The sequence below is a fragment of the Pseudoxanthomonas wuyuanensis genome (assembly GCF_900215535.1).
Lineage (GTDB): Bacteria > Pseudomonadota > Gammaproteobacteria > Xanthomonadales > Xanthomonadaceae > Pseudoxanthomonas_A > Pseudoxanthomonas_A wuyuanensis.
Map to the genome: position 1 here is coordinate 803181 of NZ_OCND01000001.1, position 18782 is coordinate 821962.

4 protein-coding genes are annotated in these 18782 nt (G+C 65.6%); all 4 read left to right on the forward strand.

Annotated features, from left to right (window positions below; all coding sequences use genetic code 11):
* The first annotated feature begins 514 nt into the window (after positions 1-514).
* Positions 515-3847: a PAS domain-containing protein gene (locus CRO39_RS03490; RefSeq protein WP_176520145.1), complete on the forward strand. Its 3333-nt coding sequence runs from the start codon at positions 515-517 to the stop codon at positions 3845-3847.
* A 90-nt stretch (positions 3848-3937) separates the two neighbouring features.
* Positions 3938-4570 (forward strand): response regulator, encoded by a 633-nt coding sequence (locus CRO39_RS03495; RefSeq protein WP_141400697.1) that lies wholly within the window; start codon positions 3938-3940, stop codon positions 4568-4570.
* 156 nt (positions 4571-4726) lie between these two features.
* On the forward strand, positions 4727-5104 hold the full coding sequence (locus CRO39_RS03500; protein ID WP_097120455.1) for an Hpt domain-containing protein: 378 nt from the start codon (positions 4727-4729) through the stop codon (positions 5102-5104).
* Positions 5105-5630: 526 nt separating this feature from the next.
* The gene (locus tag CRO39_RS03505; protein ID WP_162125679.1) at positions 5631-18446 is read left to right on the forward strand and encodes an autotransporter-associated beta strand repeat-containing protein; all 12816 of its coding nucleotides are present in this window, start codon (positions 5631-5633) and stop codon (positions 18444-18446) included.
* Positions 18447-18782 lie beyond the last annotated feature (336 nt).

The following is an 18782-nucleotide window of genomic DNA, read 5'->3' on the forward strand; positions in this document are numbered from 1 at the left end:
ACAGCAAGTAGAGCGACATTGAACAGGCCAGGCAGTCGTTCGTCTTATGGAGGCGCAGAGGCTTGGACCGAGGACATACCGGGATGCAGGAAGAAGGCGGAACGCTGCCTGGCAGCGTTGTTCCGATACTGCCGGTTGTCGCGGCCAGTTGCATCGCCGGCCCGGCGATAACCAAGGCCGCGGATGCGTTCCGGGGGACACCCGCATGGGGTGCCGCTGCGGGGCCGGACGGATGGCAAGCCACCCACCGGATGCAGGCGGTTGCCGGTTCGTCGCCATTCCGCAGCGATACTCCGTTTCGACCGTCCAGGACTTTGCCATCTTGGCCGACCGGGACCTGCGCTCTTTTTTCCACGGCCAGCCAGCCAACGGGAACGCCCGCTCTGCGCGGATGCGCAAGGCGGCTTTTTTCGGCCCGTGAACCCGGTCATCTCGCATCCTGGCGACGCCAATGAACGCTTCGGACGGACTAGAACTGCGCCAGCAGCTGGAAGTCAGCAACGCGCGTTTGGACATGGCGTTGCGTGCGGCGCAAATGGGGACCTGGGCATGGGACTCGGAGAGCGACGAACTGGATCTCGATGCTTTCGAGCGCAAGCTGTTTGGTCTTGGCGAGGGCCCGCACAAGGCCGCGGAATTGGCATTGCACATGCATCCGGAGGACATCGGGCCATTGAGGGAAGCGGTACAGCGCGCTCTGAAGGACGGGGTGGCTGTCGATTACGAATTCCGAGTCCCGGCCAAAGGCGGTGGTTGGTACTGGGTCGAGGGTTCGGCTCTCCGTCAAAGCATACCTGGCAAGCCGACCTATCTGATCGGGGTCAATCGGGATATCACCCAGCGCAAACGCCAGGAGCTGGAACTGGCCGAGGCGAGGTACGATGCCGAGCGTGCGTTGGCCGCGTTGGTGCGGTCGCGTGCCGATCTCGAGTTGGCGCTGCGTAGCGGGCGTCTCGGCGTCTGGCATTCCGAGGTTCGCGGTGCCGACAGTACCGATCGCCCAGGTCAGTTGGGACTCGAGCAACCGGTCGACTGGGACACCAATACGCGCCGCATCTTCGGTCGCGGTCCCGACGAACCGGTGACGCGCCGGCATTACTTCGAAGCGCTGCATCCGGAAGATCGGGAGCGCGTCTTGGCCGGCTTTGCGCGTTCGGGAGGCGGCGAATACGCCGACCAGTACCGGATCGTCCGTCCCGACGGGCAGGTGCGCACGGTCGCCGTTTACGCCGCGGCGCCGACGATACGGGTCGACCCCGATACCGCCGAAACCCTGTTGTCGATGACCGGCATCGTGCACGACGTCACCGACGAGGAGAACCTCAAGGCCGACTTGCGCCAGAAAGTGCGCGAGGCGCAGCAGGCGACCAGCGATCTGGAACAGGCTCGCGCTGCTCTCGAGTTGGCGTTGCGGAGCGGGCGGCTTGGCGTGTGGCGTTCCGAGTACCGCGACGTCAGCGAAGCCGACCGGGCGGACGAACCGGGGCTGGATGACCCGGTCGACTGGGATGTCAACGTCCGCCGCATCTTCGGTCGCGGCGCCGACGAGCGGGTTACGCGCCGGGATTTCTTCGACGCTTTGCATCCTGACGACCGCGGGCGGGTCCTCGACCACTTGAGCGATGCCGCCGAGCGCGGCGGATACTACACGGACAAGTATCGGGTCAGGCTGCCGGACGGTCGGATGCGCTGGGTTGAGGTACACGCCACGATCGAGCCGCGGAACGATTCCGACCCCGCCGCAAACAGGGGGATTACCGGCATCGCCCGCGACATCACCGAGGAAGAGGACCTCAAGGCGGATCTGCGCAAAACGGCCATGGAGGCGCAGCTGGCGATGGAGGCCAAGGCCCGCTTCCTGGCCATGATGAGCCATGAGATCAGGACGCCGATGAACGGCGTGGTCGGCATGATCGAACTGCTGCTGGAAACTTCGTTGGCCCCCGAACAGCAGCAGATGCTCAGGACCTGCAAGGACTCGGCGTTCGCGCTGCTGACCGTCATCAACGACATCCTGGACTTCTCGAAGATAGAGGCCGGCAAGCTGGAACTGGAGCATACCCAGCTGTCGTTGCGGCGGCTGGCCGAGAGCGTAGGCGAATCGCTCGGCACCCACGCCACGCAGCGCGGCATCGCTCTGGACATCGACATTTCACCCGAGGTGCCGCGCCGCGTCATCGGGGACAGGGTCAGGCTGCGCCAGATACTGACCAACCTCATCGGCAACGCCATCAAGTTCACCGACCGGGGCGGCGTGGTGGTGACGCTGTCGCTGGAGCGTGGCGGCGCGGAGACCGGACGGGAAAGCCCGATCCTGGTGCGCTTCGACGTTGCCGACAGCGGAATCGGCATGGATGAAGACACCGTCAAAAACCTGTTCCAGCCGTTCCAGCAGGCCGACGCAGCGACGACGCGGCGCTTTGGCGGCACCGGGTTGGGGTTGAGCATCGTCAAGCATCTGGCCGAACTCATGGGGGGATGGGTGGAGTGCGAAAGCCAATTGCTTCATGGCAGCCGTTTCAGTGCGGTGATTCCCTTCAGGGCGGTGGCCGCCAGCGAGTACGACTGGGGCTATTCGATAGCGGGGGTTCGCGTATTGGCGCTGGTGGCGCGCGATATTCGGCAAAGAATCCTCACCGATCTTCTGCAGCAGTTCGATGCCGATGTCGAGTTTTTCGATTCCGCCGAAAGCCTCCTGGTGCGTGCGCAAGCAGGGGGGGCGGGACGTTCGTTCGATCTCGTCCTGCTGGATCGGGATTGGTCGATCTCCGAATGCGTGGGCCTGCGGCGCCGTTTCGATGAAGTCCCGGCGCTGTGCGGCGTGCCGTTCGTCGTTGTGCGTTCTGCCGAGTCCCTGCATGCGCAGCTGATTTCCAATGCGACGCTGGTCAACGGCAATCCGCTGACCCGCGCCAATCTTATTCCCGGCATTGCGATAGCGCTGGGACGGATCAGCGCGCCGGTGCCGGCCATTGCCGCCGATCAGATGGATATCGCTGCGGCGGCGCCCTCGAGGGAACACGAGGAGGCGGCTGGCCGGCTGGTCCTGCTGGCAGAAGACAATGCTACCAACCGCGATGTGATCTGCCGGCAACTGGCCAGGTTGGGTTATGCGTGCGATGTGGCTGAGGACGGCGCCCGCGCCTGGACGATGCTCCACCAAGGCCAAAGCCGCTATGGCTTGCTATTGACGGATTGCCACATGCCGCGGCTGGACGGCTACGAGCTTACCCGGCGGATCCGTGCCCATGAGCAAAGCAGCGGGGCTCCCAGTTTGCCGATCATCGCAATCACCGCCAATGCATTGCAGGGGGAAGGAGAGCGATGCTTTGCCCTGGGCATGGATGGCTACCTGGCCAAGCCGTTGCAGATGTGCGAGCTGAAACGGATCATGGACGAGTTCCTGCCGCCGGCCGCCACCTCCAGCCCGGTCACGACCGTTCATGCGGCTGACGGAGCCATGGCGCGCTTCCGCGAGCTCGCGGACATCCTGGGGAACAACGAGCAGAAGCTTTGTCATGTGCTTGGCGTGTTCGAGCGCTCGACTCGCGCCGATTGCGAACTGCTGGATGCGGCGTATGCCGCCGGCGACTGGAGGCGCGTGCGCGACCTGGCGCACAAGCTGAAATCCGGATGCCGGCAACTTGGCGAAGAGTCGGCGGCAATCGCGCTGGATGGCCTGGAATCCAAAGCGAAAAGCGATACCGAGTTCGACAGCGAATTCGCAGCAGCGCGTTCTGAACTTCAACAGGTATTGGCGCACGTCAGGGCCCGGCTTGAGACGGAACTTCATGCGGATGCGGGGGACGACTCGGCGGCGGCTGGCTTCTGCAGCTCCCGGGCGTGAGCAGCAAGCTGGCGTGTTCTGGTGGATGGAGCTGGTTGCAGGCGTTGGGTTCCGGCAAAGGCGATAACGCGCACAACGGAGAACGTGCTGATGAGAATTCTGATTGCCGACGACCACCCCATCATCGCCATCGCGCTCACGGAGATGCTGAAGACCGCGTTTCCGGGCGATGTCCATATCGAGGCGATCGTCGATGGCCCCGGTCTCCTGCATAAAGTGGGGCAGGCGCGCTACGACTACCTTGTGCTCGACCTGCAGATGCCCGGTTCGCCAACCAGCATTCCGCTGCTGAGGGCGGTCATGAGCATTTGCCCGGACTTGCGCGTCATCGTCTACACGGGCCATGTGCATCCTTGCCTGGCGCTGGCCTCGCTCGACCTGGGCGCCTCTGGCTATGTCTCGAAGAACAGTGGCCCATTCTTGGCCATGGAGGCGATGCGCGCGGTTGTCGCCGGCGGACAGTTTGTGGATCCCACCATCGACCTTCAGGCGGCGCGAAACCACCCCTGGATGCGTCTGACGGCAGCCGAGCAAGGCATTCTCATTGCGCTCGCTCAGGGGAACAACCTGCAGGCATTGGCGATCGACAGCGAGCGCAGCTACAAGACCGTCACGACCCACAAGTACAACGCATTACGCAAGCTTGGATTGCGCGCCAATACCGAGATCGGTCCATATCTGGCGAATCACGGCCTGGACTACCTGCTGACAGAATCGACCTGAAGCGCCGTTGCGCTGCGCCGGAACGGGAGGTGCGTTCCCTTCTTTGCTGGGGAGAAGTCCTAGCGTCCGCTACCCGCTAGGACTTTTCCCAATATCGTTTCTTCAGGCCTGGCCCTACGATGGTTTCCCGTAGTGATTCCTGGCACGAATATGAAAATGGGACGCGAACAAACGCCGCCGTATCCCGTTCTTGCGGCACTGCTGGGAGGTGACGGCCGCAAGATGAGGTCGATCCTGCGGGTCTTTCACCTGTCGGTCAGCAAGGACATCGAGGCGATCGAACAGGCCGCCGCTCGCGGGCAGTGGTTCGTGGTCCTGCGGCTGGCGCATCGCATATCGATAGGTTGCCGGCAGATCGGCGAAGAGCGCATGGCCGAAGAGCTCATCTCCGATGTGGTGTCCGCAATCGAATGCGCGCGCACCGGTGCGGGCAGTTTCGCGCGCCAGTTCCGCGGCGCGCGCCATGGCCTTATTCAGGTGCTCAATCTTGCCGAAGCGTATGCCGCTGCCGATGAGCTTGATTCTGTGGCATGAGCAGGCATGGCAGGGGAGGGAGGGGTTCGCATCGGGCCGCAGGGCCCGGGCCGTAAGACTTTTCCCAATATCGGCAATCGCGGGTTCCATCTAGCATTCGTTCATGCGCGGCAGGTCGGATTTGAATGTTCAAGCGGAACGGTGTAGAAGCTGAGCCGCTGCATCGGCCGGTTCTTTTGGGGGGCATGGTGATGAAAGCAGTGCAGGGGAAGATTTCCTATCGCACCAGATGCGGCGGTCTTACGCACGATGCGGCTCTTGTTTGCCATCCTGCGATGGCGGTGAGTCGGAAGCCCGCGTGCGGGCATCGTTCCAACAACTCGCCTGCCTTTTCCCGCAACGCCAGGCGCATGTGCCGATTCCGCACTGGCGCCGCTTGCGGCGGTCGCCGTTTTTCCTCTTGCTGACGCGTTGTGCGGTCCTGAACCGCACCGCCTGCTGTTGATCGTTTCGCAAGTTCCCGCGGCGCTGCGCCGCCCCATCGATTGTCGCGTCCGCTACACGGATGTCATCCAGGAGCAAGCTGATGAACCGCATTTTCCGCATTCTCTGGTCCAAGGCCCTGCGCGCCTGGGTAGTCGCTTCGGAGTTGGCTTCTCCCGGCGGCAAGAACGGCAGGACCGTCGATCACAGGGCTGCCATGGTCGACATGGCGCAGGTTCAGGGCGCGCTTGAAGATTCGCCGCCGAGCCAGCCTTGGCCATTGCGCCTGGGCATCCTCATGGCGTTGGTGGCGTTGTGCGCACCGGCGCAGGCGGCAGACCGCTGGTGGGACCCCAACAACACCGCCATCGGCCTGGGCGGCAGCGGTACCTGGAACGCCGGTTCCGCCTTCTGGAGTCCCAATAACGACGGCGTCAGCGGCCCCTACAGCGCCTGGAACAATGGCGCCCTGGACGATGCGTTCTTCGGCGGTACCGCCGGCACCGTGACCTTGGACGGTTCGATCACCGTCCACAACCTGACCTTCGTCACCAACGGCTACATCCTCAATGGCGGCACCCTGATCCTGGACGGTGTGGACCCGACCATCCACACCGGCAACGGCGCCGTCACCCAAACCATCAACTCGGTGATCAACAGCACCAGCGGGCTGAACAAGGCAGGCACCGGCACCCTGACCCTGACCGCCAGCAACAGTTTCAACGGCGGGATCGTCATCAATGGCGGCCGCCTTAACCTGGACGCCGCCAACACTTTCGCCGGCGACATCAACGTCAACAGCGGCAGCGTCGGTGTTGTCGGGGACGCCGCCCTTGGCGATATCGGCAACGTGCTCAACATGCAGGCAGGCACTGGCTTGGCCGCCACCGGCGCGCTCTCCAGCAACCGGACGGTCAATCTGATCGGCCCGGGCGCTGTTGGCATCAGCGGCGGCGGTGTTGGCAGCGCCTTCTTCACCGGTGCCGGCGGCATCAGCGCCTCTGGTTCGGTTGCCATGAGCAACGACGCCAACGACTACACGGGCTCGACGGCGTTCATCGGGAGCGGCACTGCCACCTTCACTTCGATCGGCAACTTGGGCGAGGCGAGCTCACTGGGGGCGCCCACCACGGTCGCCAACGGCACCATCACCTTCCAGAATTCAAGCCAGACCAACCATACCCTCATCTACATCGGCGATGGCGATACCTCGAACCGCAACTGGGTCATCAACCCCGGTTCGGGCCCGGGCGGCGTCCGGCCGCAGCTCCGCAACGGCGGTACCGGCACCTTGACCCTGACCGGCAATATCTCGCTGGGAGGTGCTTCGGGCAACGGCCCCCAGTTCTATGCACAAAGCGCAGATCTTGAACTGCTGGGTGTGATCAGCAGCAACAACGCGCGTCCTGTTTCTTTCATCACCGATGCCGGGCGCATCCTTACCCTGGGGGACGCCAGCACCTTCACCGGTAGCGCCAACGTCAGCGGCGCGGGCACGGTAGTGGCGGGCACCATCGCCGACAGCGGCATCGCCAGTTCGTTGGGCGCCGGGACCGGCGCCAACATCAGCGGAAACGGCACCTTGAGCTATACCGGCACGGGCGCCGGCAGCAACCGCAACTGGTCGCTCAGCAACGGTACCCTCAGCAATGACGGCAGCGGCGCCCTGACGCTGAGCGGGGACGTGGCCATCGGCAATACCGCCACCCTTGGCGGCAGCTTCACCGGTGCCAACAATGCGATCACCGGCGTTATCTCAGGCGGCGGCAATCTGCGCAGTGGCGGCGACGGCACCTGGATACTGACCGGCATCAACACCTACACCGGCCAGACCATCGTCGACAGCGGCGTGCTGCGCGCGGGGACAGCCGACGCCTTCGGCGCCTCGGACACCTTCGTCGTCAATGGCGGCAGCCTGGATCTGAGCAGTTTCGACCGAACCATCGTCAGGCTGACCGGCACCGGTGGCACGGTGAACCTGGGCAGCGCCACCCTGACCCTGGAGGCCGATGAGGGCGTGAGCGCCACCTATGCCGGCAGCATCACTGGCATTGGCGGGCTCACCAAGCTCGGCGGCAGCACCCAGACCCTGACCGGTGCCAGCACCTATACCGGCGATACCACCATTGGCGGCGGCACCCTGAACCTGGATTTCAGCGGGGCGGGTGGCCCCACTAGCAACATCATCGGCAGCGGCTCCACCCTCAGCATGGGCGGCGGCACGCTCAACGTGATCGGCGCCGCGGGCGAGGCCAACGGCCAGACCTTCGACGGCCTCAACATCACCGCCGGCAACAACACCATCGACGCCAGTTCGGGCACCGGTGGCAGCATCACCGTCAATCTCGGTGCGATCACCCGCACCGGCGGCCTGATGAATTTCAACCTGCCGGGCAGCGGCAATATCACCACCACCAACACCGCGCTCGGTGGCTGGGCGACGGTCAACGGCACCGACTACGCCAAGGTCGTGAGCGGCAACATCCTCGCGTTTGTCGAAGAGGACTACACCGACAAGGACAACGCCGCCAACTGGCTGGACAACGAGTTCATCACCGACGTCAGCGGCTTCTTCGGCACGGTCAACGGCAGCGTGCAGCTGGGCGGCCTGCGCTACACCCAGCCGGTGTCCACCACCGTGACCGTGGAGCCGGGCGAGACCCTGGGCGTGGACGGCACCATCATCGTCGCGCCCTTTGTGTTGGGCACCAACCAGCTGATCACCGGCGGCATGATCACCGGCGGCATCGGCGGCGATCTGGGCGTGCAGCAGAACGGCACCGGCAATTTCACCATCGACTCGCAAGTCGTCGACAACGGCGGCCCAACCGGGTTCATCAAGGCCGGCACCGGCCTGGTCACCCTGGGCAATGCCAACAACAGCTATACCGGATCCACGCTGATCGCCCAGGGCACCCTGTCGGTGGACCATATCGCCGATGGCGGCGTGAACAGCAGCATCGGCGCCTCCAGCGCCGATTCCTCCAACCTGGTCATGGAAGGCGGCACCCTGCGCTACACCGGCACTGGCGACACCAGCGATCGCGGCTTCACCTTCCTCAAATCCGGCGACATCCTCGGCGCAGGCATCGAAGTCACCGACGCCAATGCCAACCTGACCTTCAGCGGCCTGGTTACCAGCCCGGACGACGCCAACTTCACCAAGAGCGGCGCGGGCACGCTGACCCTGGCCAATCCCAACAACGACTATGTAGGCATCACCACCGTCACCGGCGGCCTGCTGTCGGTGAACACCCTGCCCAACGGCGGCGTGGTCAGTCCCATCGGTCAGTCCGGCAGCGCCTCCGCCAACCTGGTGCTGGACGGCGGCGGCCTGCAGTACACCGGCGCCACCACCAGCACCGACCGCGGCTTCACCCTGGGTACCAACCACGGCACCGTCGACGTCGCCGACGCGGGCACCACCCTGACCGTCAGCGGCACAGTGGTGCAGGCGGTAGGGAACAGGAGGCTGACCAAGGAGGGCGACGGCACCCTGGTGCTGTCCGGCACCAACACCTACACCGGCGGCAACACCGTCAACGGCGGTACATTGCGCGCCGGTTCCACCCAGGCCTTCGGTGCCCCCAGCACCGCTGCCGTCATGACCCTGGCCGACACGGCCGGCGTCACATTGGACCTGGACGGCTTCGACAACACCATCGGCCCCCTCAACGGCGGCGGCGCCAATGGCGGCAACGTCACCCTGGGCTCGGCCACCCTGCGCATTGCCGGCGGCAACGGCAACTATTCCGGTGTCATCAGCGGGACCGGCGGCATCCTGCGCACCAACGGCGGCATCCAGACCTTCAACGGCTGCAACCACACCTACACCGGCGCCACCACTTTGGAGGGTTCCACCCTGAGCACGGACTGCCTTCAGGACGGCGGCCTGGCCAGCGGCATCGGCGCGTCCGGCGCTGCCTCCGCCAACCTGGTGTTCAACGCCGGGTCGTTGACCTACACCGGTGGCAGCGTCTCCATCGACCGCGGTTTCCAGTTGCTGGGAAGCGGTGGCATCAACGTGACCAACGCCGGCACCACGCTGGAGTTCGAAGGGAACGCGATTGGTGCAGGATCTTTGATCAAACGCAACGCCGGCACTCTGGTGCTGTCGGGCAACAACACCTACACCGGCAATACCCAAGTGGAAGGCGGCGTGCTGCGCGCCGCGGCAACCAATGCCTTCGGTCCCCAGGGCCATATGACCCTGAACAACACCGCCGGCGTGCTGCTGGATCTGGACAGCTTCGATACCGTGGTGACCTCGCTGATTGGCGGCGGCGCCAACGGCGGCAACATCAGCCTGGGCAGCGCCACGCTGACGCTGCTCGACGGCGCGACCCAGTCCTATGCCGGTGCGATCGGCGGCACCGGCAATCTGGTCAAGAACGGCAATGGGCTTCAAGCGCTCAGTGGCTGCAACAGCAGCTACAGCGGCACCACCACCATCAATGCCGGCGTGCTGCAGGTCAACTGCCTGGGGAATGGTGGCGTCAACAGCTCCATCGGCGCTTCCTCTTCCGCCCCTGCCAACTTGACCCTCAACGGCGGCACGCTGAGATATGCGGGCACAGGCGGCAGCACCGACCGCCAATTCACCCTGGGCACCAATGGCGGGACGATCGACGCCTCGGGCACTGGCGCAATCAACTTCAGCAGCACCGCCGCGGTGACGTTGGCAGGTACCAACACCGCGCGCATGCTGACGCTCACCGGCCCCAACGCCGGCACCAACATCTTCTCCGCGCAACTGGACGACAACGGCAGCGGCGCCACCTCGCTGACCAAGACCGGCACCGGTCTCTGGCGCCTGACCAGCGCCACCAGCAGCTACACCGGCGTCACCACCATCAGCGGCGGCATCCTCGAGGTCAACGAATTCGCCGACGGCGGCATGGCCAGCAGTATCGGCGCCTCGTCCAATGCGGCCGCCAACCTGGTGATCGGCAACGGCTCGACGCTGCGCTATACCGGCGCGGGCGACACCACCGACCGCCAGTTCACCCTGGCCACCGGCGTTACCTTCATCGAGTCCTCCGGCAGCGGCGCGCTGCAGTTCACCAACACCGGCGCGGTGGCCCTGACCGGCACCAACACCGCCCGTACCATCGCGCTGGGCGGCACCAACACCGGCGACAACACGATGGGCGGCGCCATTGGCAACAACGGCACCGGCGCCACCACCCTGGCCAAGAACGACAGCGGCACCTGGGTGCTCACCGGCAACAATACCTACACCGGCAACACCGTCATCAACGACGGCAACCTGATGATCGGCAACGGCGGCACCACCGGCAATGCCGGCGCCGGCAATGTGATCATCGATTCGGCCACTTCGACGCTTTCCCTCAACCGCAGCGACACCTTCACCTTCAGCGGCACCCTGAGCGGCCCGGGCACCCTGGCACAGATCGGCACCGGTACCAGTGTGCTCACCTCGACGACCAACCAGGTCGGCGCGACCACGATCAGCGCCGGAACGCTTGAGGTGGACGGTGGTTTGACGACGCCCACCATCGGCATGACCGGCAATGCCGCCCTGACCGTAGACGGCACCGTTCGGGCAGCCGGGCCCACCCAGACGGCCATCACCGGCGATGCGGGCGACCAGACCGTCACCGTCAATGCCGGCGGCACCTTGCTGGCCAATGGCGACCTGGGCGACGGCAACGATACGGTGGACCTGAGCGGCACCCTGGATACCGGCAGCGGTACCCTGGCCCTGGGCGACGGCGACGACACCCTGATTCTCAACGACGGTGCGCAGATGCTGGGAGCCGGCGTCAACGCCGCAGGCGGCGGCGGCACCGACACCCTGGTGATCGATACCGCGCTCGGCTTCGTCCTGGACGGCAGCGACATCGACGCTTTCAACATCCTGACCAAGCGGAACAGCGGCGAGCTGACGCTCACCGGCGAGCACGACTTCGATACAGGCAGCCAGATCGAGGGCGGCACCCTGAGCGTGGACGGCGCCCTGATCACGCCCGCGTTGTCCATGGCCGACGACACCACGCTGAACGTGGACGGCCTGGTGCAGGGCGCCGGCGAAACCCAGACCACCCTCACCGGCAGTGCGGGCGATCAGACCATCAGCGTTGGCAGCGGCGGCGCTCTGCTGGCCGATGGCGACCTGGGCGACGGCAATGATGCCGTGACCCTGGCCGGGCTTCTCGACACCGGTGCCGGCACGCTGGCCCTGGGCGATGGCGACGACACCCTGACCCTGCGCGACGGCGCCGTGATCGGAGGCGGCGGCGTTGCTGCCGGCGCCGGCAGCAACGACACCCTGATCCTGGACAACGCCAACGCATTGACCTTCAACGGCAGCCAGACCGCCGGCTTCGAACTGCTGCAAAAGGACAACGTAGGCGAGGCCACCATGACCGGCAGCCAGAGCTTCGGCGGCGGTACCGCCCTCAACGCGGGCACGCTCACCGTCGCCGGCGATCTGGAGACGGGTGCCGTGGACATGGCCGACGACACCACCCTCAACGTGGACGGTACGCTGCAAGGAGGCCTTGGCAGCCCCGTGGCAATCACCGGCAGCACCGGCGACAACACGGTCACGGTGGGGGCGGATGGCACCTTGTTGGCCAATGGCGACCTGGGCGAAGGCAATGATGCGCTGGACATCGCCGGGACGCTCGACACCGGCGGCGGCGTATTCGCGCTGGGCGATGGCGACGACACCCTGGTCATCCACGACAACACCAACATCATCGGCACCGTGGACGCGGGGGCGGGTAACAACACCCTTGAAACCAACATCGCGATCGTCGCCGACCTGGGCGCGGTTCAGGGCTTCCAGACCCTGGACAAGACCGGCACCGGCGAGCTCAACATCAACGGTCCGCTGAGTTCGGACTTCACCACGGTCAACGTGCGCGAAGGGATCCTGGACGTGACCGCTGGCGGCAGCGTCATTCCGGCGCCCGGCAATACCCTGGACACTTTCGTGGCCAGCGGCGCGACCCTCAACGTCGACGGCAACTACGGCTGCGGTGCCGGCAACGACACCATGACCGTAGCCGGCAACGTATCGGGCACCGGCACCATCGATCTGTGCGACGGCGACGATACGCTGACCCTGCAGGATGGCGCGGTATTGGCCAACGCCATCAGCGGCGGCTCGGGAACCGGGGATACGCTGGTGCTCGACAATGCAGGCGCACTCACTTTCGATGCGGGCAACACAGCGGATTTCGAACTGCTGCAGAAGAACAACACCGGCATCGCCACGCTCACCGGTGCGCAGAACTTCACCGGCGGCACCGCCATCAACGCCGGCACGCTGGATGTGGATGGCGCGCTGGCAACCCCCACCGTCGACCTGGCCGGCGGCACCACGCTCAACGTGGACGGCACACTGGAAGCCGGGGGCGGCACCGCGGCCACCGTGACCGGCGATGCCGGCGCCAACACCGTCAGCGTGGGCATCGGCGGCACCCTGCTGGCCAATGGCGACCTGGGCGAAGGCAATGATGTGCTGGACATCGCCGGCACGCTCGACACCGGCGGCGGCGTATTCGCGCTGGGCGACGGCGACGACAACTTCATCGTGCACGACGGCACGGTGGTGATAGGCACGGTGGATGGTGGCGCCGGCTTCGACACCCGTACCTACGCCATCAACACCAGCGCCGACCTGGGCGCGCTGCTGAACTTCGAGGGCGTTACCAAGACCGGCACCGGTGTGCTCAACATCACCGGGCCCGGGGCGACCGACCTGCAGCAAGTGGAGGTGCTGGAGGGCACGCTGGACGTGCATGCTGGCGCGAGCATCGTGGCGACTGCAGGCGAGTCGCTGGATACCCTGGTGGCCGACGGTGCGACCCTGAACGTGGATGGCGCATTCGGCTGCGGCGACGGGGCGGATACCCTGAACGTGTCCGGCACCGTGAGCGGCAGCGGTACCGTCAACCTGTGCGGCGGCGACGACACGCTGACGCTCAACGACGGCGCCGACATCGCGGGCTTGATCAATCCTGTCGACGGCGACGCCGGCGATGACCGGGTGGTGCTCAACAATGCCGGAGTCCTGTCCCTGGACGGCAGCGACATCGCCAACTTCGAGGTGCTGCAGAAGGACAACATCGGCGAGGCGATCCTCACCGGCGCGCACGGCTTCACCGGTGGCGCCGAATTGAACGGCGGCACCCTCACCGTGGACGGTACGCTCGATACCCCGATGGTCGTCATGGGCGACGGCACCGTGCTCGACGTCAACGGCCTGCTGCAGGCCGGTGGCGGCACAGCTGCAGTTCTCACCGGCAGCACCGGCGTCAACACCGTCAACGTGGGGCAGGGCGGTCTGCTGATCGCCAGCGGCGACCTGGGCGACGGCGACGATGTGCTGGATGTGGCGGGCATCCTGGACACCGGCGGCGGCGTTTTCTCCCTGGGCGATGGCAGCGACACGTTCACCATCCACGATGGCACCGTGGTGCTGGGCACGGTGGATGGCGGTGCGGGACTGGATACTTTCAATCCCGACATCGACACCAGCGCCGACCTGGGCGCTCTGACCAACTTCGAGATCCTGACCAAGACCGGCATCGGCGTGCTCAACGTCAATGGTCCCGGGCAGTCGGATTTCGTTGAGGTGAACGTGCTGGAAGGCACGCTGAATATCGGTCCGGCCGCGGGACTCGGCGGCGTGCAGGATGCCATCGTGGCCGGCGGCGCCACCTTGAACCTGGATGGCGACCTGCTGTTCACCACAGGCGACGACACTCTGACCGTGGCCGGCACCGTGACCGGTGGCGGCACGCTCGACATGGGCGACGGCAACGACACCTTCACCCTCCAGGACGGTGCGAACCTGTCCGGACTGGCCACACCGGTCAGCGGTGGTGCAGGGACCGATACCTTCGTGGCCGATCTGGCCGGCAGCGCCGTCCTGGGCGGTGCCGTCGACTTCGAAACGCTGACCAAGACCAATGTCGGCACCTTGCATGTCGACGGCCCGGCGATGTCGGCATTCGCTACCGTCAATGTGGATGGCGGCACGCTCGACATCGGCGTGGCAGGCAGCCTGAACGGTGTGCAGGACGCGACCGTGGCCAGCGGCGCCAGCCTGATCGCGGACGGCTCGATGCTGTTCACGGCCGGTGCCGACAACTTTACCGTGGCCGGCACCGTCAGCGGTTCGGGCATCATCGACATGCTCGATGGCGATGACAACCTCATCCTGCAGGACGGCGCCGACCTGAGCGGACTCGACAACGCCATCGACGGCGGCGCCGGTACCGACACCTTGACCGCCGACATCGCCGGCACCGCTACCCTGGGTGGCGTCACCAACTTCGAGACGCTGAGCAAGACCAACACCGGCACGTTGATCGTCGCCGGCCCGGCGCCGTCGGATTTCACCACGGTGAATGTTGATGGCGGCACGCTGGACGTCGGCGTCGCCGGCAGCATCAGTGGCGTGGTCACCAGTACCGTGGCCGGTGGCGCCACGCTGAATGTCGACGGCAGCTACAGTGGTTCGGCGGGCGACGACACGATGACGGTGGCCGGTGCGATCAACGGCGACGGCACGATCTTCTTCGACGATGGCGACGACGTGTTGACGCTCAACGACGGTGCCGACCTGAGCGGCTTCTCCGGCACCCTGGACGGCGGCGCCCACAGCGGCGGCGATACCGTGGCGCTCAACAACGCCATGGATCTGACCTTCGGTGCCGGCGCGGTCATCAACTTCGAGTTCCTGAGCAAGACCAACACCGGCACTGCGACCCTGACCGGAACGCAGGGCTACAGCGGCGGCACCACGCTCGCCGGCGGCGCGTTGGTAGTCGATGGCGGCCTGACCACACCGTCCGTCGCGATGAGCGACGATACGACGCTGACTGTCGATGGTGCGCTGGATGCAGGCACGGGTACGGCTGCGGTCATCACCGGCAGCGACGGCGTCAATACGGTGATCATCAACGGCACGGCACTGGCAACGGGCGATCTGGGCGCAGGCGAGGACGTGCTGGATGTGACCGGCACGCTCGACACCGGTGGCGGGGTGTTTGCGCTGGGCGATGGCGACGACACGTTCGTGGTACACGACGGCACCGTGGTGCTGGGCACCGTCGACGGTGGCGCGGGCCTGGATACGCGCGTCTACGACATCAACCTCACCGCCGAGCTCGGTGCGCTGGTGAACTTCGAGGGCGTGACCAAGACCGGCTCCGGCGTGCTCAACATCACCGGCCCGGGCACGACCGACCTGCAGGAGGTCAGCGTGCTGGGCGGCACCCTGAACATTGGGCCAGACGCCAGCGTCGCGGCGATCGCCGGCGGTCCGCTCGATTCGGTCATCGCCAGCGGGGCAACCTTGCACGTCGACGGCAGCTACGGCTGCGGCGACAGCGACGACACCATGACCGTGGCCGGCACCGTGTCGGGCACCGGCACCATCGATCTGTGCGGCGGCGAAGACGTGCTGACGCTGCAGGACGGCGCCGTCCTGGCCAACATCATCAGTGGCGGAAGCCATGGCAGCGGCGACACGGTCGTGCTCGACACCGCCAACGCGTTCACATTCGACGCCAGCAACACGATCAACTTCGAGTACCTGCAGAAGGACAACGCCGGCGAAGCGACCCTGGTCGGAGCCCAGAGCTTCACCGGCGGCACCACTCTCAACGGCGGCACCTTGACCGTGGCTGGCCAGTTGCAGACGCCGACCCTGGCGCTCGCCGACGACACCGTGCTCAATGTCGACGGCAGGCTGGACGCCGTCGGCGGTACCGCCGTGACGATCACCGGCAGCGCCGGCGTCAATACCGTGACGGTGGGCGAGGGCGGCACCTTGCTGGCGACCGGCGACCTGGGCGATGGCAATGATGTGCTGGACGTGGCCGGTACGCTCGACACCTTAGGGGGAACGTTCGACCTGGGCGACGGCGACGACACCCTGACCATCCACGACGACACCCACATCATCGGCACGGTGGCAGCGGGTGAGGGCAACGACACGTTCAACGCCGATATCGCCACCCAGGCCGACCTGGGCGCGGTGCAGGACTTCGAAACGCTGAGCAAGACAAGCGGCGGCGTGCTGAACGTCAACGGCCCGGCCAGTTCCGACTTCACCACCGTCAACGTGCTGGGCGGCACCTTGAACGTGACGGCGGGCGGCAGCGTCATGGCCCAGACCACCACGGTCGCCGCCGGCGCCACGCTCGATGTGCAGGGCAGCTACACGGGTACCGACGGCGACGACAGCTTCACCTCGCAAGGCACCGTGCGTGGCGCATTCGCCTTCGGCGACGGCAACGATACGGTGGCATTCATCGGCGGCGATCCCAGCGGCGTCACTTCGCTGGATGGCGGTCTGGGCAGCGACCTGCTCAGCTTCAGCGGCCTTGAACTGGAAAGCGCAACCCTGCCGGTGCTGACGAGCTGGGAACGCGTGGAGCTGCTGGACAACAGTACGCTGAACCTGGCCAATGCGCTCGATCTGGGCGGCGGCGTGCTGGCGATCGATGGTACCTCGCAGCTACTGGCTCGCGTTGGCGCCGCCATCGGCGGTAGCGTGGAGAACGCCGGCCTGATCGATGTCGGGATGAACCGATTGGCGATCAGCGGCAATTACACCGGCAATGAAGGCCTGTTGCGGCTGACGGTGTCGCCAGGCACCTTGAGTGCGGGCGGACTGGACATCGGTGGCGACGTGGCCGGTACCACGCGTGTGGCGTTTGCAGGCGACGGCAGCGATTTCACGCAGGGCGGTACCGCCTCGATCCTGGTTATTTCCAGCCCGAACGACAACGCCGCCACGGCCGGCGGCTTCGAGGCGGCCGAGGATGTCATCCGTCTGGAAGGCAGCATCTACCCGTGGAGCTTCGGGCAGCAAGCGGACAACAACTGGTACCTGAATGCCGAAGCCGGCGTGTTGCCTGAGGTTCCCGGCTATGGCGTGTTGCCGACCCTGGGGCTGCTGGCCGTCCAGAACAGCGACAATCTGATCCATCAGCGTCTGGCTGGCGTCCGTGGCCGCGAGCTGCCCCAGTGCGGCATCACACCCGAATGGCCGGTGCAGCACGCCGGTACCGAAGTGATCGACGACTGCCGCGGCGTCTGGGTGGCGGCTACGGGAAGCGAAGTGGAACTGGGAGCCAATCCGGGCTTCGAGGTCTCCGGCGACGACGTGGGTCTGTACGTGGGCGTCGACAGCGCCTTCGATCGTCCGGGGCGGACGCTGCGTGGTGGCATCTATCTGGGCTACCGGCACGGCAACTACTGGACGACTGGCGTCAATTCCACCGATTTGCCCGGCTCGGGACTCGCCCACGTGCAGATCGACACCCTGGTCGCTGGCATGTACATGAGCCATACCTGGGATAGCGGTGGTTACCTCAACTTCGTGCTCACCGGCCACCTGCCGCGCGCAAGCATCCGCACTTCGGATGGCTTCAGCGAACACATCCCCGGCAACAGCCTGAGCCTGAGTTCGCGCGTGGGGCATCGCTATCGCCTCCAGGGCGACTGGACGCTCGAGCCGCAGGCGCAGCTGACGGTCAGCGCCGTGGGTTGGGGCAGCAAGATCGACCAATCCGGAAAGGAGGTCGGCTTCGACGACGATCTGGTGACCACGGCACGCGCCGGGCTACGCATCGAGAAGGAGATCGCCCGCGGCAATGGTGCGCTGATCCGGCCCTGGGCCACATTCGCCGTGCAAAGAATCATCGGGCAGAACGACACCAGCGTAAGCCTGATGACCCCCGGCGCCACGGGCGACGCGCAAGCGTTCCCGAATCATCAACTGGGCACGTCCGCAACGCTGGAGGTTGGAGTGGAGGCAACAGTGAACCAGCGCGTCAGCCTGTTCGGCGTACTGTCGGTCGGCAAGCAACTCGACGGCACCGACTACGAGCAGCGCGAAGCCAACCTTGGTGTGCGGGTGCGCTGGTGAAATGAATGTAGTTCGTTGAAGCGAAATCGCCGATGAAACTCCGGCTTCCTTCGCGGAAGCCGGCATCGAAATGCCGGCCTCCGCAATGCTGGAGTTGAATCTGGCCACCTTGTCGGACACTCGTTCTCGATAGCAGTCTCCGGAACAAGGATCGATAAATACGTTCGGCAGCGCAAAGAGCGCAGGCGAAGTCGCTCGCATACATCTTCCCGAGCAGGTTCCGCGCACCCAGAGCGGCCTGCGTCGAGCCGTGCAACCGAAAGCTGCGGAAATGACTGCAGGCGCCGGGTCGAACAGAGCCATCGCACAGGTCCTGCAAGCAGTCGAAAGACGCTT